Here is a 26,891-nt window from a genome sequence, read left to right on the forward strand (position 1 = left end):
GGGTTCCCTCCTTATTGCGCCTGGATTCTGAGTTCTGCACTGGAACGGCTGGTGTGGCCAAGCAGCGATTTGACGTCGCTGGACTTGGGTTTGATCAGCCTGAATTTGGGCACATAGGAGTCGAAGTTGGCCAGGATCTCCTCGGCACGCGAGCTGCCTGTCTCGTTGAGGTGCGCCGTGATGATACCGCGCAGGTGCTCCTGGTGGATGGCCAGATCCGCCACCTCCAGCAGTTCGACCAGCTCGGGGTTGGTGCGCTTGGCAAAGTTGCCGCACTCGTCGAGCACGTAGGCGAAACCGCCTGTCATGCCCGCCGCGAAGTTGACACCGGTCTTGCCGAGCACGGTGACGATGCCGCCTGTCATGTATTCACAGCCGTTGTCGCCAATCCCCTCGACCACCGCCAAGGCCCCTGAGTTGCGCACCGCGAACCGCTCGCCTGCGGTCCCTGCGGCATAGAGCTTGCCGCCGGTGGCGCCATAGAGGCAGGTGTTGCCGATGATGGCCGCCTCGTGGGATTTGAACGCCACGCCGACGTGGGGTTTGATTACCAGCTTGCCGCCGGTCATCCCCTTGCCCACGTAGTCGTTGGCATCCCCGGTGAGGATCATCTCAAGGCCGCCGGCGTTCCAGACGCCGAAGCTCTGGCCGGCGGTGCCGTTGAAGTGCACCTTGACCGGATCGGCCGCCATGCCCTGGTTGCCGTGGCGCTTGACGATTTCGCCGGACAGACGTGCACCCACGGAGCGGTCGGTGTTGCGGATGTCGTAGCGGAACTCGCCGCCACTCATGTTTTCCACCGCGTCCAGCAGGTCTTCCACCATCTTGAGGTTCAAGGGCCCCTTGTCGAAGGTGGGGTTGTGCTGCTGGCTGAACAGACTGGAGCCTGCCGGTGCAACCGGGGCCGCCAGGATGCCGGACAAGTCCAGCTTGGCCTGACGGGCGGTGAGGCCGGGCAGGGCTTCCAGCAGGTCGGTACGACCGATGAGGTCGGTGAGCTGGGTGACGCCAAGCTCGGCCATCAGCTCGCGCGTCTCCTCGGCGATGAACTTGAAGTAGTTCATCACCATCTCCGGCAGGCCAGTGAAATGTTCGCGGCGCAGCTTCTCATCCTGGGTGGCGACGCCGGTGGCGCAGTTGTTCAGGTGGCAGATACGCAGGTATTTGCAACCGAGCGCCACCATGGGGCCGGTACCGAAGCCAAAGCTCTCAGCGCCGAGGATGGCCGCCTTGATGATGTCCAGACCGGTCTTGAGGCCGCCATCCACTTGCAGACGCACCTTGTGGCGCAGGCCGTTGGCCACCAGCGCCTGCTGGGTTTCGGCCAGGCCCAGCTCCCAGGGGGAGCCGGCGTATTTGACCGAGGTGAGCGGGCTGGCGCCGGTGCCGCCGTCGTAGCCGGAGACGGTAATGAAGTCCGCATAGGCCTTGGCCACGCCACAGGCGATGGTGCCGACGCCAGGTTCGGACACCAGTTTCACCGACACCAGGCAGTTCGGGTTGATCTGCTTGATGTCGAAGATGAGCTGGGCCAGATCCTCGATGGAGTAGATGTCGTGGTGCGGCGGCGGGGAGATCAGGGTCACGCCGGGCACGGAGTAGCGCAGCTGGGCGATTTGCGCGGTGACCTTGTCACCGGGCAGCTGGCCCCCTTCACCGGGCTTGGCACCCTGGGCGACTTTTATCTGCACCACGTCCGCGTTCATCAGGTAGTGAGGGGTGACGCCAAAGCGACCGGACGCCACCTGCTTGATGCGAGAGTTCTTCTCGGTACCAAAACGCTTGGGATCTTCACCGCCTTCGCCGGAGTTGCTCTGACCGCCGAGGCGGTTCATGGCGATGGCCAGGGCCTCGTGGGCTTCCGGGCCGAGGGCGCCGATGGACATGGCCGCGGAGTCGAAGCGGGGGAACAGCCTGGCGGCTGGCTCCACCTGATCCAGCGCAACCGGGGTGGTGCCCTGTTTGAGCGACAGCAGATCCCGCAGGGTGGCGACCGGGCGCTCGTTCACCAGACGGGCATACTCCTTGTAATCGGCGTAGTTGCCGGAGCGCACCGCCACTTGCAGGGTCTGCACCACGTCCGGGTTGTAGGTGTGGTACTCGCCACCGTGGACGAATTTCAAGAGGCCGCCCTGGGTCAGCGGCTTGCGGCCGAGCCAGGCCAGACGGGACAGATTGATCTGATCCTGCTGGATGTCGGCAAAGTCGGCACCCTGGATGCGGCTCGATACGCCGCGGAAGCAGAGTTCGACAACAGCCCTAGAGAGGCCCACCGCCTCAAACAGCTGGGAGCAGCGGTAGCTTGCCACCGTGCTGATGCCCATCTTGGACATCACCTTGTAGAGGCCCTTGTTGATGCCGTTGCGGTAGTTGAGCATGGCCTGGCGCAGGCTCATCTTGAGCACGCCTTCTTCTACCTGCTTGGCGAGGGTCTCGTAGGCGAGGTAGGGGTAGATGGCGGTGGCGCCAAAGCCCAGCAGCACGGCGAAGTGGTGCGGGTCGCGCACGCTCGCGGTCTCCACCAGGATATTGGCGTCGCAGCGCAGGTTGTTGTCCACCAGGGTACGCTGCACCGCACCCACCGCCATGGCGGCCGGGATGGGCAGGGTATCCGGGCTGATGTCCCGGTCTGACAGTACCAGCAGCACCGCGCCGCTGCGGGCCGCTTCAGCTGCCTCGTGGCAGAGACGCTCAAGGGCAGCCTGCAGCCCCTCTTCGGGCAGGTAGTTGAGGCTCAGCACCGCATGGCGGTAGTGCTCCCCTTCCAGGGCCAGCAATTGATGGAAGTCGGAGTAGAGCAGGATCGGCGACTGGAACAGCACCCGGTGGGCGTGACCGAAGGTCTCGTTGAACACGTTCTGTTCGCGGCCGATACAGGTGGCCAGGGACATGACGTGATTTTCCCGCAGGGGATCGATGGGCGGGTTGGTCACCTGGGCGAACATCTGGCGGAAGTAGTCGTACAGGGTACGCTGGCTGGAGGAGAGCACCGCCATCGGGGTGTCATCCCCCATGGAGCCCACCGCCTCCTGGCCATTCTCGCCGAGCACGCGGATCACCTGATCCAGCTCTTCAAAGGAGTAGCCGAACAGCTTCTGGTAAGTCTTGAGCCGGTCATCCGGGAATTCCCGCGATCCCGTGCTGGCATCGTCCATCTGCTCGAAGGGCACCAGGCGCTTGCAGTGCTTGTCCATCCACTGCTTGTAGGTGTGACGGCTCTTGAGATCGTCATCAATTTCGAAGCTGGTCCAGATCTTGCCGTTGCTGGTATCGACCACGAACAGCTCCCCCGGGCCGACACGGCCCTTCTCCAGCACTTCGTCCGGGGTGTAGTCCCAGGTGCCCACTTCGGAGGCCAGCGTGATGAACTTGTCCTTGGTGATGACGTAACGTGCCGGACGCAGACCGTTTCTGTCGAGTGCGCAGGTGGCGTAACGACCGTCGGTCATGACGATGCCGGCCGGGCCGTCCCAGGGCTCCATGTGCATGGAGTTGAAGTCGTAGAAGGCGCGCAGGTCGTCATCCATATTCGGGTGCTTCTGCCACGCAGGCGGGATCAGCAGGCGCATGGCACGGAACAGGTCCATGCCGCCGGCCAGGAAGAGATCCAGCATGTTGTCGAGGCTGGAGGAATCCGATCCCGTGGTGTTGACGAAGGGGGCGGCCTCTTGCAGATCGGGGATCAGCGGGGTGGCGAACTTGTAGCTGCGCGCCTTGGCCCACTGGCGGTTGCCGGCAATGGTGTTGATTTCGCCGTTGTGGGCGAGGTAGCGGAACGGCTGCGCCAGCGGCCAGCGTGGGCTCGTGTTGGTGGAGAAACGCTGGTGGAACACGCAGATGGCGGCCTGCATGCGGATGTCGGCCAGATCCAGATAGAAGCGCGGCAAATCCACCGGCATGCACAGCCCCTTGTAGACGGTGACCAGGTTGGAGAGGCTGACCACATAGAAGTAGTCGTCGCTGATGCGCTTCTCGATGCGGCGGCGCACGATATAGAGGCGGCGCTCGAGATCCTTGTCGACCCAGCCCGGGGGTGCGTTGACAAAGACCTGTTCAATACTGGGCAGGGACGCCTTGGCGATGGAACCGAGTACGTTGGTATCGATAGGCACCTTGCGCCAGCCGACCAGACTCAGGGTCTCTCTTTCCAGCTCCTCGTCGATGATGTCGCGAGTGGCCTGGGCCAGGATGGGATCGGGGTTGAGAAACAGCATACCGACCGCGTAGTTGCGGCCCAGGTGCCATCCCTTCTCTTCGGCGACCGCTCTAAAGAAGCTGTCGGGTTTTTGCAGCAACAGGCCGCAGCCGTCGCCGGTCTTGCCATCGGCGGAGATACCGCCGCGGTGCTGCATGCGAGCCAAGGCTGACATCGCGAGACGGACAAGCTTGTGGCTGGCTTCCCCTTCCATGTGGGCCAACAGGCCGAAGCCACAGTTATCCCTCTCCAGCTTTGGATCATATAGTGACATTGCATTTCTCCCTTGCTCGGCCTTCCATCGCACTGTCATCAACAGACTGCATAAATTGCGATTGGCTCTTGTGGTTCCGTCCGCCTGAGGTGGCGAATCTCCAAACTAATGGGATTTTCGGGCAAGGTCAATTGGACATCCCGCTTGTTTGCAATGTTACATCGCCATAACAAAATGTGGGTTTTTGAGACTCAATCAGCATTTTTGTGTATTTATGACTGCTTTTTTTTTATTTGCTGGCTTTATGTTCTGGTTATGGACGGTTTAGTGGTTGACTGCATGGTGGCGGGGAACTGTAGTAATTTTACAAAGTCATCTCTGGTGTGCTTGGCGGGGATCACATTTCAGGATCCTGCGTCTTGCATTTGTCCATAAGCAGACTAAACAGGATTTTTTCAGTAGTTACAGCCGGTTATGGGCGAGAGGTTATGACACTTTTCTCCAGGTTGCAGGAGTGACAGGTTGTCAAAAGTGACCGTGAATGCCGACTGTTGGGTATTTATCACATCTAACGTGAATATTTATATGATTTTTGGGTAGGGAGCGGGATTGATCCAGCGCAGCCTGCCCGCCGGGCTGCGTCGCTAGAATGACACCTCATTTCGGAGGTGTCATGCAGTTACACGAACTCATCAATACATTTGGCCAGGATCTCAAGCAGCGCCACGGCCAGAAGATCCACAAACTCTCCATTCACGGGGCCTTTACCTGCCCCAACCGGGACGGCACCCTGGGCCGGGGTGGCTGCACTTTCTGCAATGTCTCCTCCTTTGCCGACGAGTCGGCCCAGCAACTCTCCGTGGTGCAGCAACTGCTGGCACGCCGGGACGAGGTGACCCGGGCCAGGCGCTATCTGGCCTACTTTCAGGCCTATACCAGCACCTATGCCGAAGTGGAGTACCTTCAGCGCATGTATGAAGAAGCCTTGTCGGTGAGCGACATGGTGGGGCTCTGCGTCGGAACTCGCCCTGATTGTGTACCCGATGCGGTGCTGGATCTGCTGGCAGGTTATCAGGCCCGCGGCTACGAGGTTTGGCTGGAGCTCGGGCTGCAGAGCGCCAACGACAAGACGTTGCAACGCATCAATCGGGGCCACGGCTATGCCGCCTATGTTGACGCTGTAACCAGAGCCCATCTGCGGGGTATCAAGGTGTGTGCCCACCTCATCGTCGGCCTGCCCGGCGAGGTGCCGATGGACAGCCTAGAAACCCTGCACCGTATCGTGGAGACCGGCGTCGAGGGGATCAAGCTTCACCCACTGCATGTGGTGGAGGGGAGCACTCTTGGCAAGGCGTGGCAGGCGGGACGGCTGGATGTGTTGACGATGGAGCAGTATGTGGCGGCGGCGGTCGCCATGATCCAGTACACGCCTCCCGAGGTGGTCTATCACAGGGTCTCGGCGTCGGCGCGCCGCCCGACCCTGCTGGCCCCCGCCTGGTGCGAGAATCGCTGGAGCGCCATGACCGCCATTGCCGCGGAGCTGGCACGCTCAGGCCCTCAGGGGCACTGCCTGGGACGCCCTTTTTCTCTCCCTCCCACGGGCGAGTGCCAACTCTAATTTCGTCAAAAAAACAGTGGGTTATTAGATGAAATTCAGTCTTTGGAGTATAGTTTCGTTCAAGTCACCTTGATAAGATGGTCGGGTTGAAAAAAGATATAGTTATCAATAACTCTTTGCAGTTTGTATACCGGGCGGTGTCTCTTCGAACCGGGTGGCATATTTCTTGGCAACATCAGGTGCTTGGTATGTCCCCTCCGTTTCCGGCATGAAAATCTGTAAGGGAGGCGAGACATGCAGTGTCCCGGCTCTGTGCGCTAATCGGGTTGTGGGTCTGGGTGGCGAGGTCTGTTCTGTTTTTCCGGATCGCCGCCGGGCTTTGGATATTCGGCCCCGAGACAACCTTCTGAATCATGTTTGATGGGATGCTATGCAAGCAGAAACCAGCCATATAGATGAACTGTTGGAGTGCCTGGTCTTTTTGACCCGCTTTTACGGGGTGCCCAACAGTCAGGATGCTCTCACCACCGGCTTGCCACTGGTCTCCGGGCGTCTCAGCACGGCGCTCTTCAGTCGTGCCGCCGAGCGGGGCGGTCTCTCTGCCCGCGAAGTGATCCAGCCCCTTGAACAGATCTCCTCCCTGCTGCTGCCCTGCGTCTTGCAGACGCGCAATGGCGGCGCCTGCATCTTGCTTGAATGGAATGAAGAACGGACCCAGGCGAGGGTCATCTTTCCCCAGGCCGGAGACGCGGCCCAATGGGTCAGTCTTGCCCAGCTTGGTGACGAGTACAATGGTCGTCTGTTCTACGTCAAGCGGCAGTTCAAGTTTGATGAGCGCTCGCCCAAAGTGCTGGAGACCCGTGATGGTCACTGGTTCTGGAGCACCTTGTTCGAGTCCCGTGGTATCTATCGGGATGTGCTGGTGGCCTCGATCCTCATCAACCTGTTTGCCATCGCCAGCCCCCTGTTCACCATGAACGTCTATGACAAGATTGTGCCCAACCTGGCATTCGACTCCCTCTGGGTGCTGGCGGTTGGAGCCATGGTGGTGTTCACCTTCGACTTCGTGATGCGCCAGCTGCGCAGCTACTTCATCGATATTGCAGGCAAGAAATCCGACGTGCTGTTGTCGGCCAAAATCTTTGCCAAGGTGATGGGCATGAAGATGGAGTCCAGGCCTGCGTCGACCGGTGCCTTTGCCAAGCACTTGCAGGAGTTTGAATCGGTGCGCGAGTTTTTCACGTCGGCCACCGTCTCCACCCTGATCGATCTGCCGTTTGCCATCTTCTTCCTCTTCATCATCTGGATTTTCGCCGGTGTCATGGTGGTGGTGCCCATCATCGCCATCCTGATCCTGGTGGCCTACAGCTTCTACATTCAGGCACCGCTGAAGCAATCCATCGAGGAGGGCTCCCGGCTCGCCTCCCAGAAGAACGCCAATCTGATCGAAAGCATCTCGGGCCTTGAGACCGTGAAGATTTTCGGGGCCGAGAGCATGTTCCAGCACCGCTGGGAGCAGGCGGTGTCCCACATCTCGACCTGGGGCGTACAGACCCGGCGCATCACCAACTCCATGTCTTCTCTGGCGAGCTACATCCAGCAGGTGGTGACAGTGGGACTGGTGATCGTCGGTGTTTACCAGATCTCGGAAGGGTTGGTGACCATGGGGGGCATGATAGCGGCCGTGATGCTGTCGAGCCGGGCCATCGCCCCCATGGTGCAGCTCTCGGTACTCTCCACCCGCTACAACCAGGCCAAGTCGGCGCTCGAGATCCTGGAGAAGATCATGATGACGCCGGGTGAGCAGGAGGAGGGCAGGCAGTACATCCACCATCCGGTCATCCAGGGGCGCATCGAGTTTGAAAATGTCTCCTTCAAGTATCCGGGCATGGAGAGCAGCACCCTGCACAACATCAACCTGCGCATCGAGCCGGGTGAGAAGGTGGCCATCATCGGACGCATCGGTGCGGGTAAAACCACGCTGGAGAAATTGCTGATGGGTCTCTACCGTCCGACTGACGGTCTGGTGCGTCTGGACGGCTTTGAGCTGGACCAACTGCCGCCGACCATCATTCGCCGCAACATCGGCTGCGTGCCGCAAGATGTGACCCTCTTCTTTGGTTCAGTGCGGGACAATATCATGCTGGGCAATCCCCTGGTGGATGATGCCCGTGTCTTACGCGCCGCCAAGCGGGCCGGGGTCACCAACTTTACCAACCGGGATCCCAACGGCCTCGACAGACAGATAGGCGAAGGGGGACGTCAGCTCTCCGGTGGCCAGCGTCAGTCCATCCTGCTGGCGCGCGCCCTGCTCAACGATCCTCCCATTCTGGTGATGGACGAGCCGACCTCCAACATGGACAACCAGTCAGAGATGCACGTGAAGCAGGAGCTGGCGCGGCTCGGCCCCGAAACCACCCTTATCCTCATCACCCACAAGACCTCCATGCTGGATGTCGCTTCCCGGGTCATCGTCGTGGAGCAGGGAAAGATAGTGGCGGATGGTCCCAAAGAGGTGGTGTTGCAGCAATTGAAGGAAGGCAAGGTGCGGGTGCAGGAGACGGCGAATGGCTAACCACTGGTTCAAGAAAACGCCCTCAGATACGGTCTTGCCGGCACCCGAACATCTCGAGTACGTGGATGACGGCGCCGCCGCCGTGCTGCTGACGACGCCCACCCGTGCCAGAGTCCTGCTGTGGGCCTGCTTCCTGTTTTTTGTCAGCGCCATTGTCTGGGCCGCCTGGGCAGAGCTGGATGAAGTGACAGTCGGCCAGGGCAAGGTGATACCGTCGCGCCAGTTGCAGGTGATCCAGAACCTGGAAGGGGGGATCGTCAAGGAGATCTTCGTCAAGGAGGGGGACATCGTCGAGAAGGGACAGCCACTGCTGCGCATCGACGATACCCGCTTCAAGTCGGATTTTCGCGAACGGGAGCAGGAGCTGGTCACCCTCAAGGGGGATATCGCCCGCCTGCGCGCCGAAATTCGCAGCGTGGTGGTCAAGAACGAGCCCAATCTGGGGTGGCGTGAACAGGTAGCCATCGACAAACAGGCCATCGAGTTCCCCGAAGGGTACGAGAATGTCTTTGCCGAATATGCCGCCCGTGAAAGATCGGTGCAGGAGGCGCGGTTAAACAACCTCAAGAACCAGCTTTACATTCTGGGACAGCAGATCGAGCAGAAAGAGCAGGAGACCATAGAGCTCAATGCCAAGATCCGGACCGTGGGCCGCAGCGTTGATCTGGCTCGTCAGGAGCTGAACATCAGCCGTCCTCTCGCAAAAGAGGGTATAGTTCCTCAAGTGGAGCTAATTAAACTAGAGCGGCAGGTCAACGAAATGCAAGGGGAGCTGGAGGCGAACCGCCTGCTGGTGCCCAAACTCAACTCGGTACTGCGGGAGACCATCTCGAAGCGGAATGATATCGCCCTGAAATTCCGGGCGGACTCCCAGACCGAGCTGAACGAACGTCAAGGCAAGTTGAGCCAGTTGTCAGAGGGGCAGGTCGGCCTCAGGGACAGAGTCGATCGTACCAGTGTGATCGCGCCTCTCAAAGGGACCATCAAGAAGCTCAAGATTAATACGCTGGGTGGGGTCGTTCAGCCGGGCATGGACCTGATGGAGATAGTGCCGCTGGAAGATACCCTGCTGGTTGAAGCCAAGGTGTCGCCCAAGGACATCGCGTTCCTCAGACCCGGACTGGAGGCCGTGGTCAAGATAACTGCCTATGATTTCACTATTTATGGAGGTTTACATGGCAAGGTTGAACAGATAAGTGCCGACTCAATCCAGGATGAGGAGGGCAATTCCTTCTATCTGGTGCGAGTACGAACCGAGAAGAGTTATCTGGGCGATGAGCTTAACGCACTTCCCATCATCCCCGGTATGTTAGCCAGTGCAGATATTATTACTGGTAAAAAAAGTGTCCTAGACTACTTGCTGAAACCCATCTTGAGGGCTAAGCAGTCGGCACTGAGAGAACGATAAGCCAACAATCTAAAAACAACATGACTGGAGATACCATGAAGAAGACGATTGTTGCCATGCTGGTTAGTGGCACCATACTGTTCCCGGGCCTGAGCCAGGCACAGACGCTGGAACAGTCAGTGGCGCAGTCACTGGCTACCCATCCGAAAATCAAGGAAGCTTTTGATCTCTATCAGGCACGACTGTATCAGCATGATGGAGCCAAGGGCGGCTATTACCCCACCATTGATCTGCGTGGTGGCGTCGGTTACGAGAAGACTGACAGTCCCTCGACCCGTGCCGCAGGTCCGAATTCACAGACGATCGATGACTCCATGACGCGCAAGGAGGCCGGGATCAGCCTTCGCCAGATGCTGTTTGACGGCTTTGATGTCAGCAGCAACGTGGCACGGACCGATGCCGCCGCCCAGGCCCAGCGCCTGGCGATGATCTCCGAGGCGGAGAACACGGCCCTGCGCGTGGCCGAGGTCTATCTCAACATGCTGCGTCAGCAGGAGATCCTGGAGCTGTCCAAGCAGAACCTTGAAACCCACGAGCAGATCCGCAGTGACATCCAGAAACGGACCGACTCCGGTCTAGGGTCGACCGCTGACCAGACCCAGATCGACGGTCGTGTGGCTCGGGCGTACTCCAACCAGGCGGCGGCGGAGAACAACTATCGGGATGCCGAGAGCGAGTTCATCCGTGTCGTCAATGAAGTGCCCAAGGATCTCGTTCAGCCAGTACCGAACACCCAACTCCTGCCCGCAACGCTGGAAGATGCGCTGAAGACGGCAACAGAGGTTCACCCGACCCTGCTGTCATCCCTGCAGGACATCGAAGAGGCGAAGTATCAGCATGAAGGCTCCAAGTCCGGGTTCTACCCGAACGTAGCCTTTGAAGTGGATCAGAACTGGAACGAGGACATCGATGCGGTCAAAGGCCGTAACGACGATCTCACCGCCATGGTCCGGATGCGTTACAACCTGTTCCGCGGTGGGTCCGATCTGGCAGAAAGCAAGGCAACCTCAGCGCTCTATTCCCAGGCCAAAGACATTCACATGAATGCCTTCCGTCAGGTGGAAGAGGGGACCCGCCTCGCCTGGAACGCCAAAGAGTCGCTGGCCAAGCAAAAAGTCTTCCTCAAAGAGCACGTGGACGCCAGCTATGACACCGTACAGGCCTACAAGAAGCAATTCGGCCTGGGCCAACGGACCTTGCTGGACGTGCTGAACACGGAGAACGAACTGTTCGAGGCTCGCCGCAGCTACATCACGGCCGAGTACGACTCCCTGTTGGCGGATTATCGTATCCTCAATGCCACCGGTGGTCTGCTCAATGCCCTGAATGTGCAGCAACCGGCTGAATGGCAGGCCAACAACAACTGATGGCCCTGCCACTGATGTCATATCAGGCAAGGGGAATGGCTGCAGCGTGCTGCAGTCATTCTTTTATGCGTCCGGCGCTCAGGGAATGATGGCGGCGTCATGACACAGAAAGAAGTGGCATCGACAGGCTGGAGCCGACGTGATGGGTATCGAGCTGTCGCAGGTGCACGTGCGCCCTGGCGGGTTCGCCTGCTGTGGCTGGCCCTGCTGGCGATCCCCCTGCTGCTCAGCGCCAGCCAGCCTCTATCACCGGAGGATATGAAACTGGTCAAGCGCGCGGAGGAGACCTATGGCCCCAGGGCCGGCAAACGGGTCACCAACTGGCGCACTTTGGCAATGCAGAACAAGGCGGCGGGGCTGACGGATCGGCAGAAGCTGGAGAAGGTGAACCAGTTCTTCAACCAGATGCGTTTCATCGATGACATCAAGTTGTGGCACAAGAAGGATTATTGGGCGACACCGCTGGAATTTCTGGGCGCAGCGGGGGGAGATTGTGAAGACTTCAGCATTTCCAAGTATTTTACCTTGCTGGAACTTGGCATCCCTGATGAAAAAATGCGAATGGTATATGTCAAGGCATTGGATTATAACCAGTTTCATATGGTCGTTGCCTACTATGAGACGCCTGCGGCAGTACCCCTGATTCTGGACAATCTTGTCGGATCAATTCGCCCGGCGACCCAACGGGCGGATTTGTTGCCAATTTACAGTTTTAACGGTAGTCACTTGTGGCTGATGAAGGCGCGTGGTCAAGGGGAACTGGCCGGGCAATCATCCCGCTTGGGATTATGGACAGACTTACGCAATCGCATGACATCGGGGCGATTGGCTCGGCCTGCGGTCAATTTGGATGATTAACCTATGACGCTCTACAGACAACTATTGGCAACCATGCTGCTGCTGTTCGGATTGCTGTTTGCCGCCACCTATTGGGTGCAATTCAATTCGACCCGCAACTACCTGGCGCAGCAGCAGGAGACCACCGTCATCAATACGTCCACCGCACTGGGTCTGGCGCTGACCCCCTATCTGGAGAACGGCGACAAGGTCAGTGCCGAATCCGTGATCAAGGCGGTGTTCGACGGGGGTTACTACAAGCTGGTCCGTCTCGATCTGCTGGCCTCCAAGGATGTCATCGAGCTGGAGAACAGCAGCCATATCGAAGGGGTCCCACAGTGGTTCATTGGGCTGGATCTGTTCCCTGAAGTGGCCAATGAATCGATTTTGACGTCGGGTTGGCTGCAACTGGGCAAGCTGAAGGTCGTCGGCCACCCTGGACAAGCCTACTACGAGCTTTGGAAAGGAATGAGCGAACTGGCCACCTGGTTCCTGGTCGGTTTTCTCGTCACCACTCTCTTGCTGATGCGGGCGCTCAATTATCTGCTCAAACCGCTCAAGCTGATTTGCGATCAGGCGGTTGAAATCGAGCTGCACCATTTCGGCCACGCCATTCCCGAGCCCAAGACCCGCGAGCTGCGGCAAGTGGTACAGGCCATCAATACCCTTTCCAGCAAGCTTGCCGTGCAGTTCAAAGAGCAGGCCGACGAGGCCGAGAATCTGCGAGCCCGCGTCTATGTGGATGCCGTCTCCGGGCTTGGCAACCGCTCTTACTTCGTCGGGCAGGTCAATGCCTGGATTGCGGAGGCCGGGCAGGGCGGGGTCATGCTGGTGGCCGTCGACATGCTGGACGATCTCTATCGGGAAGAGGGCTTTGCTGCAAGGGACAACATGGTCAAGTCCATTGCACAGGTGCTCAGGGAACTGCTGGATGGCTGGGATGGCGCGGCGCTGGCCCGGATCTCGGCGACCGAGTATGCCTTGCTCTGCCCCACCGATGATCTGTCTCAGCTCAAGGAGCTGGCGGAGCTCATCAACAGCCGTATCGCCGATCTGGTTGTCAATCCCATGGGAGAAAGCGGTGCGCTGTCCGTCGTCGGCATCGCCGGCCGTGATGGCAATGACGATCTCTCGGCCCTGCTGACGAAGGCGGATAACGCCCTTGGCAAAGCGCGCAATGAGCGGCGCGGTGCCGTCGTGATGGAAGGCGGCAATGAGCAGGGACTGATGGGACGCCTTGCCTGGCGAGACCTGGTGCAGGATGCCATTGCCAGACATCTCTGGCGCTTCAAGGCACAGCCTGCATGTCGCTTCGATGATGGTACCCGCCTGCATGCCGAGTTGTTCGCGGCCATCTCGCGAGATGGAACGGATTACTTCGCAGGGCAGTTCTTGCCTGCGATCGAGCAGTTCAAGATGGGGGCCGAGTTTGACAAGGCGGTGCTGGAAGCCTGCATCCCCTTGTTCAAGCAGCAACCGGAATTGGTGTTGGCAGTCAATATCACGGCGGGTTCTCTCTGTTCGGATGAGTTCCTGACATGGCTCAGAGGCTATCTGTCGCTGAACGTGGAGCTGAAGGAGCGACTGCTGTTCGAGATCCCGGAAGCGGCCATCATGAAACACAAAGAGTATGTGACTCATCTGGTTGAGCTGTTGCGAGAGCACGGCTTCTTGTGGGGGGTCGATCACTATGGCCGGCACTTCCAGTCCCTCGGCTATCTGGAAGAGCTGACCCCCGCTTATGTCAAGGTGGACCACGGGTATACCAGCCAGGTCATGGAACCAGGCGCCGATACCTCCTTCCTGGCGGCTGTCTGTCGGGCTGCCCACAACGCGGGTGTCACGACCATCGCCACCCGGGTGGAAGATAAACGGCAGGTTGAATTGTTGTCCAGTTTGCATATCGATGGTTATCAGGGGTTCGTTCACCCTGCATTTCCACTGGCATAAGCGGTACAACTCGATAGAAAGGGGCCCATTAAGGGCTCTTTTTTATATCTGTTTAGAATATGTACATCATTTTTACGCGACATATAGGTAATATCACTAAAACTCGCGCTGTTACTTAATTGATTTTTATATGTAAAAAATATTCGTTCGATTCGCTGCATCGGATGAAGTCAAAGAGACTCAACCCTGTACATTTTTGCAATGGAAGCAGGACGGGGGCGTATCTAGAGTGTAGGCATCAAGATCTGTCACCCTGGAGCAATGGATATGCGCACCCAAATCATCGACAAAACCGTGGTCGTCTCTTCCGTAGAAGGCAATGTTCAGATCCTGCTTGCCGATGGCAGCAGTCGCCCTCTCCAGCCTGGCGAGATACTGCAGCCTGGCGCCAGACTCAATATCGCTGATGATGCCAAATTGATGCTGGCTCCCTACGATGACAAACCTGCAGCGGACAATGGTGTTCCGGCAGGGACAGAGATGCCTCCAGAGGGGCAATCTTCCTCATCGGTTGCCAATCATCAGCAAGGCTCGCCTGAAGTGTCGCCAGAAATTGCGGCGTTGCAACAATCCATCCTGCAAGGGGTTGACCCGACCAAGAACTTCGAAGCCTCTGCTGCCGGTGGGGCACCTGCCGCCGGTGGTGGTGGCGGTATCGGCGGGGTCGCTGGGGCCAGTGGCAATGGTGGTTTTGTTGTCATAGATCGCATCGGAGATGCGACCATAGCCGAGGCCGGATTCGATACCGGCTATGACACGTTGATCGATCAGAATGTGCTGCAGGAAGACGATCTTCTGCCCGAGAATCAGCTCGATGATCAGGATGAGTCTGTTGTCACCCAGGAAGATCAGGCCATCAGTGGCAATGTGCTCGACAACAGCAACAATCCGGATGGTCCCCTTGATTCGTCTGTCATTTCCTATAGCTGGGGCAGCAATCAGGGAATTGCTGCTGGCGTTGAGAGCACGCTGGATGGGATTGGTACGCTGATCATCAATGCCGACGGCTCCTATACCTTTACCCCCGCGCTGAACTACACAGGGCCTGTACCTGCGGTCAATTACACCGTAACGGATGGGGATGATACCAACGACTCCACTCTGACCATCACCATCACCCCTGTAGATGAGCCTGTCTCGCTGAATGGATTGCAGGTCGAGGGTGGTGAGCTTGTCCTTGATGAAGCCGCATTGCCGGATGGCTCAGCCCCCGATGGCGCAGCCTTGACCAAGAGCAGTACTTTTACATTCAATGCGGCAGATGGAGTACAAAGCCTGACGCTGGGAGGTGTGACGCTGATCAGCAATGGCCAGGTCTTGACCACCTTCCCCCAGGGGATCCCCAGTCCTTTGGGAAATCAACTGCTGGTGACCGGCGTCAGCTACAACCCGGTGACAGGGGTTGGCAGCGTGACCTACAGCTACACCCTGAACGATAACGAAACACATAACAAACCTGCAAATGATGGGGCTCTGACGGAGAGCTTCAACGTTGTGTTGACGGACCTCGATGGCGACACGACCAGTGCAGGGCTGGATGTCGTGGTGCTGGATGACGTGCCGACGGCGGTGAGCGACGTCAACCTGACGGCGGCGAGCGAGAACAACCTGGTCCTCAATGGCAACGTCATCACCAACGACGTGCAGGGGGCGGATGGCGCGGCGGTGACCGCGGGCACCCTGAGCGGGACCTACGGCAGCCTGGTGCTCAATGCCAACGGCACCTACACCTACACCCTCAACCCGAACGACGGTGACTTCAAGGCGCTGACCGGGGGCGGGGTGGGCAGCGAAGTGTTCACCTACACCCTGACGGATGCGGACGGAGATGTGAGCACGGCGACCCTGACCCTGACCATCAAGAACGACGATGACGGGGTGACCATCACCAACCTGACGCCCAAGGGCGAGGGCGGGGATGCGAAGGTGTACGAGGACGACCTGCTGGCGACCCGCGGCGAGAACGAATCGGCGGGGTCGGACAGCAGCAAGGAGTCGACCACGGTGACGGGGGACTTCACCATCAGCGCGCCGGACGGGGTGAAGACCCTGAGCGTGGGTGGCATCAACATCGTGGTGAACGGGGTGGTGGCGGGCTTCCCGCTGAGCGGGGTGACCACGCCGCTGGGCAATACCCTGACCATCACCGGGTACAACCCGGCGACCGGGCTGGTGAGCTACAGCTACACCCTGAACGACAACGAGGCGCACCCGACGGCGAACGGCAACAACAGCCTGTTCGAAGACTTCGCGGTGAGCCTGGTGGACAGCGACGGGGACTCGGCCTCGAACACCCTGAGCGTGCAGATTGTCGATGACGTGCCGACGGCGGTGAGCGACGTCAACCTGACGGCGGCGAGCGAGAACAACCTGGTCCTCAATGGCAACGTCATCACCAACGACGTGCAGGGGGCGGATGGCGCGGCGGTGACCGCGGGCACCCTGAGCGGGACCTACGGCAGCCTGGTGCTCAATGCCAACGGCACCTACACCTACACCCTCAACCCGAACGACGGTGACTTCAAGGCGCTGACCGGGGGCGGGGTGGGCAGCGAAGTGTTCACCTACACCCTGACGGATGCGGACGGAGACGTGAGCACGGCGACCCTGACCCTGACCATCAAGAACGACGATGACGGGGTGACCATCACCAACCTGACGCCCAAGGGCGAGGGCGGGGATGCGAAGGTGTACGAAGACGACCTGCTGGCGACCCGCGGCGAGAACGAATCGGCGGGGTCGGACAGCAGCAAGGAGTCGACCACGGTGACGGGGGACTTCACCATCAGCGCGCCGGACGGGGTGAAGACCCTGAGCGTGGGTGGCATCAACATCGTGGTGAACGGGGTGGTGGCGGGCTTCCCGCTGAGCGGGGTGACCACGCCGCTGGGCAATACCCTGACCATCACCGGGTACAACCCGGCGACCGGGCTGGTGAGCTACAGCTACACCCTGAACGACAACGAGGCGCACCCGACGGCGAACGGCAACAACAGCCTGTTCGAAGACTTCGCGGTGAGCCTGGTGGACAGCGACGGGGACTCGGCCTCGAACACCCTGAGCGTGCAGATTGTCGATGACGTGCCGACGGCGGTGAGCGACGTCAACCTGACGGTAGCGAGCGAGAACAACCTGGTCCTCAATGGCAACGTCATCACCAACGACGTGCAGGGGGCGGATGGCGCGGCGGTGACCGCGGGCACCCTGAGCGGGACCTACGGCAGCCTGGTGCTCAATGCCAACGGCACCTACACCTACACCCTCAACCCGAACGACGGTGACTTCAAGGCGCTGACCGGGGGCGGGGTGGGCAGCGAAGTGTTCACCTACACCCTGACGGATGCGGACGGAGACGTGAGCACGGCGACCCTGACCCTGACCATCAAGAACGACGATGACGGGGTGACCATCACCAACCTGACGCCCAAGGGCGAGGGCGGGGATGTGAAGGTGTACGAAGACGACCTGCTGGCGACCCGCGGCGAGAACGAATCGGCGGGGTCGGACAGCAGCAAGGAGTCGACCACGGTGACGGGGGACTTCACCATCAGCGCGCCGGACGGGGTGAAGACCCTGAGCGTGGGTGGCATCAACATCGTGGTGAACGGGGTGGTGGCGGGCTTCCCGCTGAGCGGGGTGACCACGCCGCTGGGCAACACCCTGACCATCACCGGGTACAACCCGGCGACCGGGCTGGTGAGCTACAGCTACACCCTGAACGACAACGAGGCGCACCCGACGGCGAACGGCAACAACAGCCTGTTCGAAGACTTCGCGGTGAGCCTGGTGGACAGCGACGGGGACTCGGCCTCGAACACCCTGAGCGTGCAGATTGTCGATGACGTGCCGACGGCGGTGAGCGACGTCAACCTGACGGCGGCGAGCGAGAACAACCTGGTCCTCAATGGCAACGTCATCACCAACGACGTGCAGGGGGCGGATGGCGCGGCGGTGACCGCGGGTACCCTGAGCGGGACCTACGGCAGCCTGGTGCTCAATGCCAACGGCACCTACACCTACACCCTCAACCCGAACGACGGTGACTTCAAGGCGCTGACCGGGGGCGGGGTGGGCAGCGAAGTGTTCACCTACACCCTGACGGATGCGGACGGAGATGTGAGCACGGCGACCCTGACCCTGACCATCAAGAACGACGATGACGGGGTGACCATCACCAACCTGACGCCCAAGGGCGAGGGCGGGGATGCGAAGGTGTACGAAGACGACCTGCTGGCGACCCGCGGCGAGAACGAATCGGCGGGGTCGGACAGCAGCAAGGAGTCGACCACGGTGACGGGGGACTTCACCATCAGCGCGCCGGACGGGGTGAAGACCCTGAGCGTGGGTGGCATCAACATCGTGGTGAACGGGGTGGTGGCGGGCTTCCCGCTGAGCGGGGTGACCACGCCGCTGGGCAACACCCTGACCATCACCGGGTACAACCCGGCGACCGGGCTGGTGAGCTACAGCTACACCCTGAACGACAACGAGGCGCACCCGACGGCGAACGGCAACAACAGCCTGTTCGAAGACTTCGCGGTGAGCCTGGTGGACAGCGACGGGGACTCGGCCTCGAACACCCTGAGCGTGCAGATTGTCGATGACGTGCCGACGGCGGTGAGCGACGTCAACCTGACGGTAGCGAGCGAGAACAACCTGGTCCTCAATGGCAACGTCATCACCAACGACGTGCAGGGGGCGGATGGCGCGGCGGTGACCGCGGGCACCCTGAGCGGGACCTACGGCAGCCTGGTGCTCAATGCCAACGGCACCTACACCTACACCCTCAACCCGAACGACGGTGACTTCAAGGCGCTGACCGGGGGCGGGGTGGGCAGCGAAGTGTTCACCTACACCCTGACGGATGCGGACGGAGATGTGAGCACGGCGACCCTGACCCTGACCATCAAGAACGACGATGACGGGGTGACCATCACCAACCTGACGCCCAAGGGCGAGGGCGGGGATGTGAAGGTGTACGAAGACGACCTGCTGGCGACCCGCGGCGAGAACGAATCGGCGGGGTCGGACAGCAGCAAGGAGTCGACCACGGTGACGGGGGACTTCACCATCAGCGCGCCGGACGGGGTGAAGACCCTGAGCGTGGGTGGCATCAACATCGTGGTGAACGGGGTGGTGGCGGGCTTCCCGCTGAGCGGGGTGACCACGCCGCTGGGCAACACCCTGACCATCACCGGGTACAACCCGGCGACCGGGCTGGTGAGCTACAGCTACACCCTGAACGACAACGAGGCGCACCCGACGGCGAACGGCAACAACAGCCTGTTCGAAGACTTCGCGGTGAGCCTGGTGGACAGCGACGGGGACTCGGCCTCGAACACCCTGAGCGTGCAGATTGTCGATGACGTGCCGACGGCCAACGATGATGCTGACAGTGCTACTGAAGGTGTGTTCACTCCGGTGACGGGTAATGTCATTACCGGGGCGGGTACCATCGGCGGCACAGCCGGTGCCGGGGTGGACGTCATGGGGGCTGATGGTGCGGCAATCAGCCAGGTCGTGAGCTCGAACGGCAATTCAGACAGTAATCCTGCCGGTGGATTCACCGTGACCGGGCTGTATGGGACGCTGACCATGGGGCTGGATGGCGAATACAGTTATATGCTCACGGCGGCATCGGTTCCCGTGGGGGCCTCGGAGGTATTTACCTACACGCTCAAAGATGGCGATGGTGATACGGATCCGGCAACACTGACCATCAATATTGCTCAGGATACCCGTGTTCCTGTATTGACCATCGGCAATGCGACGGTTGATGAGGAGGGACTGCCTGAGGGGACCGCTGCCAGTGGTAATTCGGAGATATTCAATGGCAGCTTCACCATCAACACCCAAGGTGAAAATCTGACTACCTTGACCATCGGTGGGCAGGCTTACAATTTGACCAGTGGCGGCAGTCAGACCTTGATCAACAATACGGAAGGAATGCTGACGGTAACCGGTGTCAGCGGCCCCACAGCCGGTGTCTACACGGTGAACTATACCTACACGCTCAAAGACAATGTGCTGACTCACAACGTTCAGGGCAACAGTGATACAGCGAATGGTCCGAGTTTCGTCGTGTCGGCTACGGATGCCAGTGGCGACAGTGGCACGGGTAACCTGCAGGTTGTGATCAGCGATGATGCCCCCATTGCCAATGCTGTTACCAATGCAGGCCAGGCGACTCAGGTGCAGAACACGAATCTGATGTTGATCCTCGATATCTCCGGCAGTATGGGTGACCCATCGGGCTATCAAGGCATGACTCGGATGCAGGTGATGCAGAAGTCCGCGTTGGAGCTGCTGGACAAATACAGCGCCTACGGCAGCGTCATGGTCAATATCGTGACCTTCTCCACTTCAGCCGCCAATCCGACCGGGGTGTGGGTTTCGATCGATGTAGCCAAGGCCATCATCCTTGGCCTTACCCCCACGGACTCGACCAACTACGATGATGCACTGAACGAGGCAATCAAAGCCTTTGGCGATACAGGTAAACTCGCTAATGCGCAAAATGTCTCTTACTTCATGTCGGATGGTCTGCCAAATGCCAGCTCGTTGAGCGGTACCCCCGCCACAGTTCCTGATGGCAACAACTCGCTTGGCGGTGGGAACGGGATCGATGGTGACGGCACGACACTGAGCGGTGAAACCAAGGACTGGGCCGATTTCCTGACGGCGAACAACATCAATTCGTACGCGCTCGGGATGGGCTCGGGAGCGACCCAGTCTGCACTGGATCCTATTGCCTACAACGGGGTCAGTGGTGCCAGCCCGGCAAATACCACCGCAGTGGTGGTGACTGACTTCAGCCAACTGACCGCGACCCTTTTGAGCACCGTGGTAGCTCCGCCCCTGGCAGGACAACTTATCAACGGTGTAGCGGCGAGTGCCGGGGCCGATGGTGGCTGGCTCAATGCCATTACCGTGGGGGGAGTGACTTATACCTACAACCAGAAGACGGACTCCGCCGGCGTTTCGGGAGGAACATCAGTCGGGACCTTCAATACAGCGACCAATGAATGGACCATTACACTTGCAGGCGGCATCCTCAAGGTGGATATGGACAACGGCGCCTACACCTATACCCCGCCGTCATCCATTCCGGTCGGGGGGATAAACCAGGTCGTGGGTTACAGTGTGATAGACAACGATGGGGATACTGCGTCCAGCACCTTGTCCATCGTTATCAACCCGGCGGTCGGTCCTACCGTGGTTCGTGATGACTTTATCATCACCAACCAGGACCCGGCGACCATTCCGGATTGGGCCCTGCTTGCCAATGACACCGGGCCTCTGGCTGCGACCCAGATGATCACGGGCGTCTCGGGAGCTGTTGGAGGGACCGTCACAGACAATGCAGGCTCGGTAACATTTGACGATACTTCCGGCAATGCTACCCCCAGCTCTTACGAGGGTTCGTTCAACTACACCAATAGCACGACCACAGATACGGCCAAGGTGTATGTGGATGTGCAGAGCGGTTCGACACTCACCGGGAGCTATCTCGACGAGATCCTGATCGGGGGGTCTGGAAACGATACGCTCAACGGCAATGCCGGGAACGACATCCTGCTTGGGGGGCTCGGCAACGACACCTTGAATGGCGGTGAAGGCAATGATCTCCTGATTGGTGGTGCTGGCAACGATACCCTGAACGGCGGCAACGGCAATGATACGGCCAGTTACTTCGACAGCGCTTCTGGGGTCACGGTCACAGTCAATGGCGCCAATCAGAATACCGGAGGGGCAGGGACAGACAGCCTGAGCAACATGGAAAACCTGGTAGGGTCCATGTTCAACGACAGCCTGACCGGCGATGGCAATGCCAACGTCCTGAGCGGACTGGCAGGTAACGACATCTTGAGTGGTGGTGGGGGCGACGACCTGCTGATTGGGGGTACCGGCAGTGATACCCTGACTGGTGGGGCTGGCAAGGATACCTTCAAATGGATGGCAGGTGATGCAGGAGGCACGGATACCATCAAAGACTTCACCACGGGGGCCAATGGAGATGTCCTGGACCTGAGTGAACTGCTCAGTGGTGAGCATGCCGATGCGAGCACACTGGATCACTACCTTACCTTTGCTTCTGGTCCGGGCAGTGGCAAGTCGACCCTGACCATTGATCTCGATGGAGCGGGAAGTGGCACCACGACTCATACCATCCTCTTTGACAACGTGGATCTGACGGCCGGTAAATCCAATCTGCAGATCATTCAGGATCTGCTGGATCAGGGCAACCTCAAGGTCGATCCGTAAGCCGGGTATGGGGGCCGGTGTGCCCGGCCCCTGTTATTTGACGGAGTGGGCAGATAAGATAGCTGCAGTATCAGGAGAGGGTCACCATGCAGTCATTCAACTGGGTCGACATCGACGGCATTCGCTACAGCTGGAACGGGCAGGACAATATCGTCTGCACCGGCCGCTTTGGCTATCAGGCCACGATGACGGGTGACACGCTCAACGGTCTGGAGCTGGAGAGCGAAGATGGTGAGGTGGCGGGGTTGCTCAATGTGGACTTTGCCGCTTCTCGTATCAGCTTCACGCCAGCAGAGGATGCGCCCCTGCCCCACATGATGGTGCTGGTCGGCCATGAGTGGGGGCAGCAGGAGTATTCGTTGCAAAGTCTGAGCGATACCTCCTTGCAGGGGCTGCTAAGCCACGGTGAGGAGCTTGACTGGGGTGCGTTGGCCATCGTGACGACGTCCGAGCCGAATCTGCCATCACAAGGTCATGTTCTGTCGTGGGATTCGTTCCACTTTGAGGATGAGTCGCTGTTTGGCAGCCAGGCGCCTGCTCCCGTGATGACAAGCCATGGCAACTCAGGAGGAGGGGAGATCAGCATCAATATCGACATGACCAATCAGGTGCTGGACCAGATCCCGCCGACACACGATATATGAATCCCAATCGACGACATGCATAATGACCTCCATCTAAATGATGGAGGTTTTTTTATGTGGCGTCCCCTTCTTACCCTGTCCGCGCTGGTTGTCAGTGCTCCGTTGCTTGCCATCGAGGTTCCTCAAGCCCCCCATCTGGTCGTCAGTGGCTATGCGGAGCAGAAGGCTGAACCAGACATGCTGACGCTCAATGTCGCCGTCACGGCACTGGAGAAGCAGGGCATCAAGGCCAAACAGCAGGTAGATACCAAGGTAGCTGCCTTCTTTGGCCAGCTGGAGAGCCTGGGCATCAAGCGCAGCGACGTCGAGGCGGGCAACCTGGTGATCTCCCCCGAGTATCAGTATCCCCAGAACAAGCAGCCTGAAATGGTGGGTTACCGTGCCCAGCGCCAACTGGCCGTCAAACTCTATCAACTCGACAAACTCAGCCAGTTGATGGATACCGCCCTCAAGGCGGGTCTGGAGTCCGTGACCCAGATAGAGTACGGCCTGAAGTCACCACAGGTCATCAAGGAGCAGGCCCGGCTTGGTGCTGTCGCTGATGCCACGAGCAAGGCGGAATCCCTGGCCAAGGCTTTCGGCATGAAGCTTGGCAAAGTGTATAGCGTTGAATACCGCAACAGTTCTCCCATGCCGGTCTATACCCGTGCCATGAAGGCTGCGGCAGCCCCTGCCGCCGACATGATGGAAAACAGCTATCAACAGCAGCAGATCAGCATCACTGACAATGTAGAAGCCGTCTTCCTGCTGGAATAACACAGCCCCTTTGTCCATCACTCAAACCCGAGGCAACCCCTCGGGTTTGTCATTGCAGGGGCTGGCAGGACAAGCGAGCCGCGAACTGGGTCAGGTGAAACGGGAATGGAATAAAAAAATGCCGGTCAGTGACCGGCATTTTTGTTGGAGGAGGCTCGATGCCTAGCCCAGGTTGGTCGCCAGCTTGCGTTGGCTCTTCTGTTTGAGCAGATAGCCGATACCGAGTACCAGGACCCAGGCCGGGATCAGCTCGACCGAGATGCGGGTGCCGTCGTTCATGTACATGATCACCAGGATGGCGGCCATGAAGGCGAGGCAGAGGTAGTTGCCAAACGGGCTCCACAGTGCCTTGAACTTGGTGGTGACCCCTTCTGCAGCCTTCACCTTGCGGAACTTGAGGTGTGCCAGGCTGATCATGGCCCAGTTGATGACCAGGGCGGAGACCACCAGAGACATCAGCAGACCAAAGGCCTTGCCCGGGATCAAATAGTTGATGAGCACGCACAGCAGGGTGGCCGCGGCCGAGATGGTGATGGCGGTCAGGGGCACGCCGCTCTTGTTGGTCTTGAGCAGGGCCTTGGGGCCGTTGCCCTGCTTGGCCAGGCCAAACAGCATGCGGCTGTTGCAGTAGACGCAGCTGTTGTACACCGACAGCGCGGCGGTCAGCACCACCAGGTTAAGTACATTGGCTACCAGGTTGCTGTCGAGCGCATGGAAGATCATCACGAACGGGCTGCCGCCTTCCACTACCTTGCCCCAGGGATAGAGGGAGAGCAGTACGGTGAGGGCACCGATGTAGAAGATGAGGATGCGGTAGATCACCTGGTTGGTGGCCTTTGGGATGCTCTTCTCGGGATTGTCCGCTTCCGCTGCCGTGATGCCGACCAGCTCCAGACCGCCGAAGGAGAACATGATGAAGGCCATTGCCATCACCAGCCCGCCGACGCCGTTGGGGAAGAAGCCACCCTGGGCCCAGAGGTTGCTGACCGTGGCCTCGGGGCCGCCGCTGCCGGAGAACAGCATCCAGCCGCCGAATCCGATCATGCCGAGAATGGCGACCACCTTGATGATGGCGAACCAGAACTCCATCTCGCCGAACGCCTTGACGTTGGAGAGGTTGATGGCGTTGATCAGCACGAAGAAGAAGGCCGCCGACATCCAGGTCGGGATCTCGGGCCACCAGTACTGGACATAGATGCCGACTGCCGTCAGCTCGGCCATGCTCACCAGCACATAGAGCACCCAGTAGTTCCAGCCGGAGGCGAAGCCGGCGAAGTCACCCCAGTACTTGTAGGCAAAATGGCTGAATGAGCCGGCAACCGGCTCTTCCACCACCATCTCGCCCAGCTGGCGCATGATGAGGAAGGCGATGAAGCCGCCGATGGCATAACCCAGCAGCACCGCAGGGCCCGCCATCTTGATGGTGTCGGCAATGCCGAGGAACAGGCCGGTACCGATGGCACCGCCCAGTGCGATGAGCTGGATATGGCGGTTTTTCAGACCGCGCTTGAGCTCCTCGCCGTGTTGTTGAAGATCCATTCTTCCTTCCTTACGTCGCTGAAATCACTCGGCTCGCGTCCCGTCAGCCACAGCACGTCCTCTGCCTGGCGCGGCATCTTGTGCCGAAAACGTGACGAAATCCGTATTTATATCGTTACGGTTTGCCGCTGGCTGTTTTTTGTAGCGGCTACCAACCCGAGCAGAATAGTGATAATCGACCGTTCATGCACCTGTTTTCCTCATCATTGGCTGCTATTTTGTGCGCCATGCAGGTTTTTCATGATCTGGAAAGGGGTTTTGAGAGTGATTGCTGGTTTTGCGTTCGAATGGATTTTAATCTATTGACTCAGTCCGGTTTTCATGGCCTTGTTGCCCTTTGATAAAAAGGGACTCATATGATGGAGCGTATAGTCGGTGGCCTGGTGATGGCCGTGCTCTGGCTCGGGATCTGGCTATCCCCCATGTTGCTGACGATGGCGATGAGCAGCCTTGTTGTCTGGGGCTGGTTGGGAGCGGATTATCTGGTAAACCACATCGCCATGGTGCTCATCCTTGCTGCCGGGATGGGGCTGGTGCCAGCCTGCTGGCTGAGCGAGCGAGTCCGCAAGGGCAGGGGACTCATCCATTTTCACGGCATATTGATGAACAACAAGGAGCTCAACAAGCCCTGAGCCTGCTTGCCCCGCGAGTGATAGGATGCCAGCGATGATACTGGCATCATTTTTTCATCCTGTTCTTCTGTTTCGTTATCTTGCCACTCATCTATTTCATGGTGCGTTGTGCTGTCACAGCCTTGCAGGTTAGCAGAGCTGGCGGCGAAGGCCGGTTGCTTCCAGGATCTTGGCGCTGATCTCCTCGACCGAGTGGGAGCTGGTATCGAGGAAGCGGATCGCCTCCTGGCGGAACAGCCTCTCGACGCTGGCCAGCTCCTGTTTGCATTGATCAAGCGAGGAGTAGCGGCTGTTGGCGCGGCGCTGGTTGCGGATCTCGTGCAGCCGCTGCGGCATGATGGTGAGGCCGAACAATTTGTGGCGATTGGCCTTGAGGGCGGCGGGCAGCTCAAGCGATCCCATGTCCTGCTCGATAAAGGGATAGTTGGCGGCGCGAATGCCAAATTGCAGTGCCAGATAGAGGCTGGTCGGTGTCTTGCCGCAACGGGAGACCCCGATGAGGATGATGTCTGCCTCGTCATACTCCCTGGTGGTGATGCCATCGTCGTTGGCCAGCGCAAAGTTGACCGCTTCGATGCGATCGTCGTAAAGCTTGCGGTTTTCCATGCCATGGGTGCGATGCAACCTGGGTTCGGCCTTGATACCGAGCTCCTGTTCGAGAGGGCTCACGAAGGTGTTGAGAAAATCGTGGCTGCTGGCCTGGGCCTTGAGCACCTCTTCACGCACCATGGGGTCGACGATGGTGTGAAACAGAATGGGGCGCACCCCGGTCTGGCGAAACTGCTCGTCAATGCGTGCCCGTACCTGGCGCGCTTTCTCCTGGGTCTCGACAAAGGGGATAGTGACCTGCTCGAAGGCCAGGGGAAACTGGCTCAACACGGCGTGGCCGAAGACTTCGGCGGTGATGGCGGTGCCGTCGGATACATAGAATACGGTGTGCACTGCGGACTC

At 59.3% G+C, this 26,891-nt stretch carries 13 protein-coding genes; 10 read left to right on the forward strand and 3 right to left on the reverse strand.

The genetic code is table 11. The features are described 5' to 3' along the window. Positions 1-11: 11 nt before the first annotated feature. Positions 12-4,469, reverse strand: a complete 4,458-nt coding sequence (gene gltB / locus H7R73_RS09340) for a glutamate synthase large subunit (RefSeq protein ID WP_010675168.1) — start codon at positions 4,467-4,469, stop codon at positions 12-14. Positions 4,470-5,082: 613 nt separating this feature from the next. Here gltB and H7R73_RS09345 point away from each other — a divergent pair. The 9 genes from H7R73_RS09345 to H7R73_RS09385 all read left to right on the forward strand — a co-directional run bounded on the left by H7R73_RS09345 (position 5,083) and on the right by H7R73_RS09385 (position 23,769). Further along, entirely contained in the window at positions 5,083-6,027 is a 945-nt protein-coding gene (locus H7R73_RS09345) for a TIGR01212 family radical SAM protein (protein ID WP_182951676.1), read from the forward strand. 370 nt (positions 6,028-6,397) lie between these two features. Then, entirely contained in the window at positions 6,398-8,542 is a 2,145-nt protein-coding gene (locus tag H7R73_RS09350; protein ID WP_039040368.1) for a type I secretion system permease/ATPase, read from the forward strand. Then, positions 8,535-9,950: an HlyD family type I secretion periplasmic adaptor subunit gene (locus tag H7R73_RS09355; protein ID WP_010675165.1), complete on the forward strand. Its 1,416-nt coding sequence runs from the start codon at positions 8,535-8,537 to the stop codon at positions 9,948-9,950. Before H7R73_RS09350 ends, H7R73_RS09355 begins: the two co-directional genes overlap by 8 nt. A 35-nt stretch (positions 9,951-9,985) precedes the next feature. Then, positions 9,986-11,317: a TolC family outer membrane protein gene (locus H7R73_RS09360; protein WP_010675164.1), complete on the forward strand. Its 1,332-nt coding sequence runs from the start codon at positions 9,986-9,988 to the stop codon at positions 11,315-11,317. 114 nt (positions 11,318-11,431) lie between these two features. Then, positions 11,432-12,175 (forward strand): transglutaminase-like cysteine peptidase, encoded by a 744-nt coding sequence (locus tag H7R73_RS09365; RefSeq protein ID WP_411431564.1) that lies wholly within the window; start codon positions 11,432-11,434, stop codon positions 12,173-12,175. 3 nt (positions 12,176-12,178) lie between these two features. Beyond that, on the forward strand, positions 12,179-14,104 hold the full coding sequence (locus H7R73_RS09370) for an EAL domain-containing protein (protein WP_103242943.1): 1,926 nt from the start codon (positions 12,179-12,181) through the stop codon (positions 14,102-14,104). Positions 14,105-14,371: 267 nt separating this feature from the next. Continuing rightward, a complete protein-coding gene (locus H7R73_RS09375; protein ID WP_182951677.1) occupies positions 14,372-22,369 on the forward strand; it encodes a retention module-containing protein in 7,998 nt (2,665 codons plus the stop codon). 86 nt (positions 22,370-22,455) lie between these two features. Further along, on the forward strand, positions 22,456-23,013 hold the full coding sequence (locus H7R73_RS09380) for a hypothetical protein (protein ID WP_103260336.1): 558 nt from the start codon (positions 22,456-22,458) through the stop codon (positions 23,011-23,013). Positions 23,014-23,067: 54 nt separating this feature from the next. Further along, entirely contained in the window at positions 23,068-23,769 is a 702-nt protein-coding gene (locus tag H7R73_RS09385; RefSeq protein WP_010675156.1) for an SIMPL domain-containing protein, read from the forward strand. Between the two features lie 162 nt (positions 23,770-23,931). Here the strand turns inward: H7R73_RS09385 and H7R73_RS09390 are convergent, their stop codons facing one another. After that, positions 23,932-25,308 carry an amino acid permease gene (locus H7R73_RS09390; protein WP_010675155.1) on the reverse strand — a complete coding sequence of 459 codons (1,377 nt, stop codon included), beginning with the start codon at positions 25,306-25,308 and terminating at the stop codon, positions 23,932-23,934. A gap of 356 nt (positions 25,309-25,664) precedes the next feature. Between H7R73_RS09390 and H7R73_RS09395 the strand changes: the two genes are divergently transcribed. Further along, on the forward strand, positions 25,665-25,940 hold the full coding sequence (locus H7R73_RS09395; RefSeq protein WP_103260335.1) for a hypothetical protein: 276 nt from the start codon (positions 25,665-25,667) through the stop codon (positions 25,938-25,940). A 129-nt stretch (positions 25,941-26,069) separates the two neighbouring features. On the opposite strand, the gene ppsR is transcribed toward H7R73_RS09395, so the two are convergent. Beyond that, positions 26,070-26,882, reverse strand: a complete 813-nt coding sequence (gene ppsR / locus H7R73_RS09400; protein WP_010675153.1) for a posphoenolpyruvate synthetase regulatory kinase/phosphorylase PpsR — start codon at positions 26,880-26,882, stop codon at positions 26,070-26,072. Positions 26,883-26,891 lie beyond the last annotated feature (9 nt).

It is taken from the genome of Aeromonas sp. WP2-W18-CRE-05 (genome assembly GCF_014168615.1).
In the GTDB taxonomy this organism is placed as follows: Bacteria; Pseudomonadota; Gammaproteobacteria; order Enterobacterales; family Aeromonadaceae; genus Aeromonas; species Aeromonas caviae.

What these genes read in the sequence shown, in the direction of transcription:
- gltB (WP_010675168.1), bottom strand. Translation starts at nt 4,469, where the DNA reads ATGTCACTATATGATCCAAAGCTGGAGAGGGATAACTGTGGCTTCGGC.
- H7R73_RS09345 (WP_182951676.1), top strand. Translation starts at nt 5,083, where the DNA reads ATGCAGTTACACGAACTCATCAATACATTTGGCCAGGATCTCAAGCAG.
- H7R73_RS09350 (WP_039040368.1), top strand. Translation starts at nt 6,398, where the DNA reads ATGCAAGCAGAAACCAGCCATATAGATGAACTGTTGGAGTGCCTGGTC.
- H7R73_RS09355 (WP_010675165.1), top strand. Translation starts at nt 8,535, where the DNA reads ATGGCTAACCACTGGTTCAAGAAAACGCCCTCAGATACGGTCTTGCCG.
- H7R73_RS09360 (WP_010675164.1), top strand. Translation starts at nt 9,986, where the DNA reads ATGAAGAAGACGATTGTTGCCATGCTGGTTAGTGGCACCATACTGTTC.
- H7R73_RS09370 (WP_103242943.1), top strand. Translation starts at nt 12,179, where the DNA reads ATGACGCTCTACAGACAACTATTGGCAACCATGCTGCTGCTGTTCGGA.
- H7R73_RS09375 (WP_182951677.1), top strand. Translation starts at nt 14,372, where the DNA reads ATGCGCACCCAAATCATCGACAAAACCGTGGTCGTCTCTTCCGTAGAA.
- H7R73_RS09380 (WP_103260336.1), top strand. Translation starts at nt 22,456, where the DNA reads ATGCAGTCATTCAACTGGGTCGACATCGACGGCATTCGCTACAGCTGG.
- H7R73_RS09385 (WP_010675156.1), top strand. Translation starts at nt 23,068, where the DNA reads ATGTGGCGTCCCCTTCTTACCCTGTCCGCGCTGGTTGTCAGTGCTCCG.
- H7R73_RS09390 (WP_010675155.1), bottom strand. Translation starts at nt 25,308, where the DNA reads ATGGATCTTCAACAACACGGCGAGGAGCTCAAGCGCGGTCTGAAAAAC.
- H7R73_RS09395 (WP_103260335.1), top strand. Translation starts at nt 25,665, where the DNA reads ATGATGGAGCGTATAGTCGGTGGCCTGGTGATGGCCGTGCTCTGGCTC.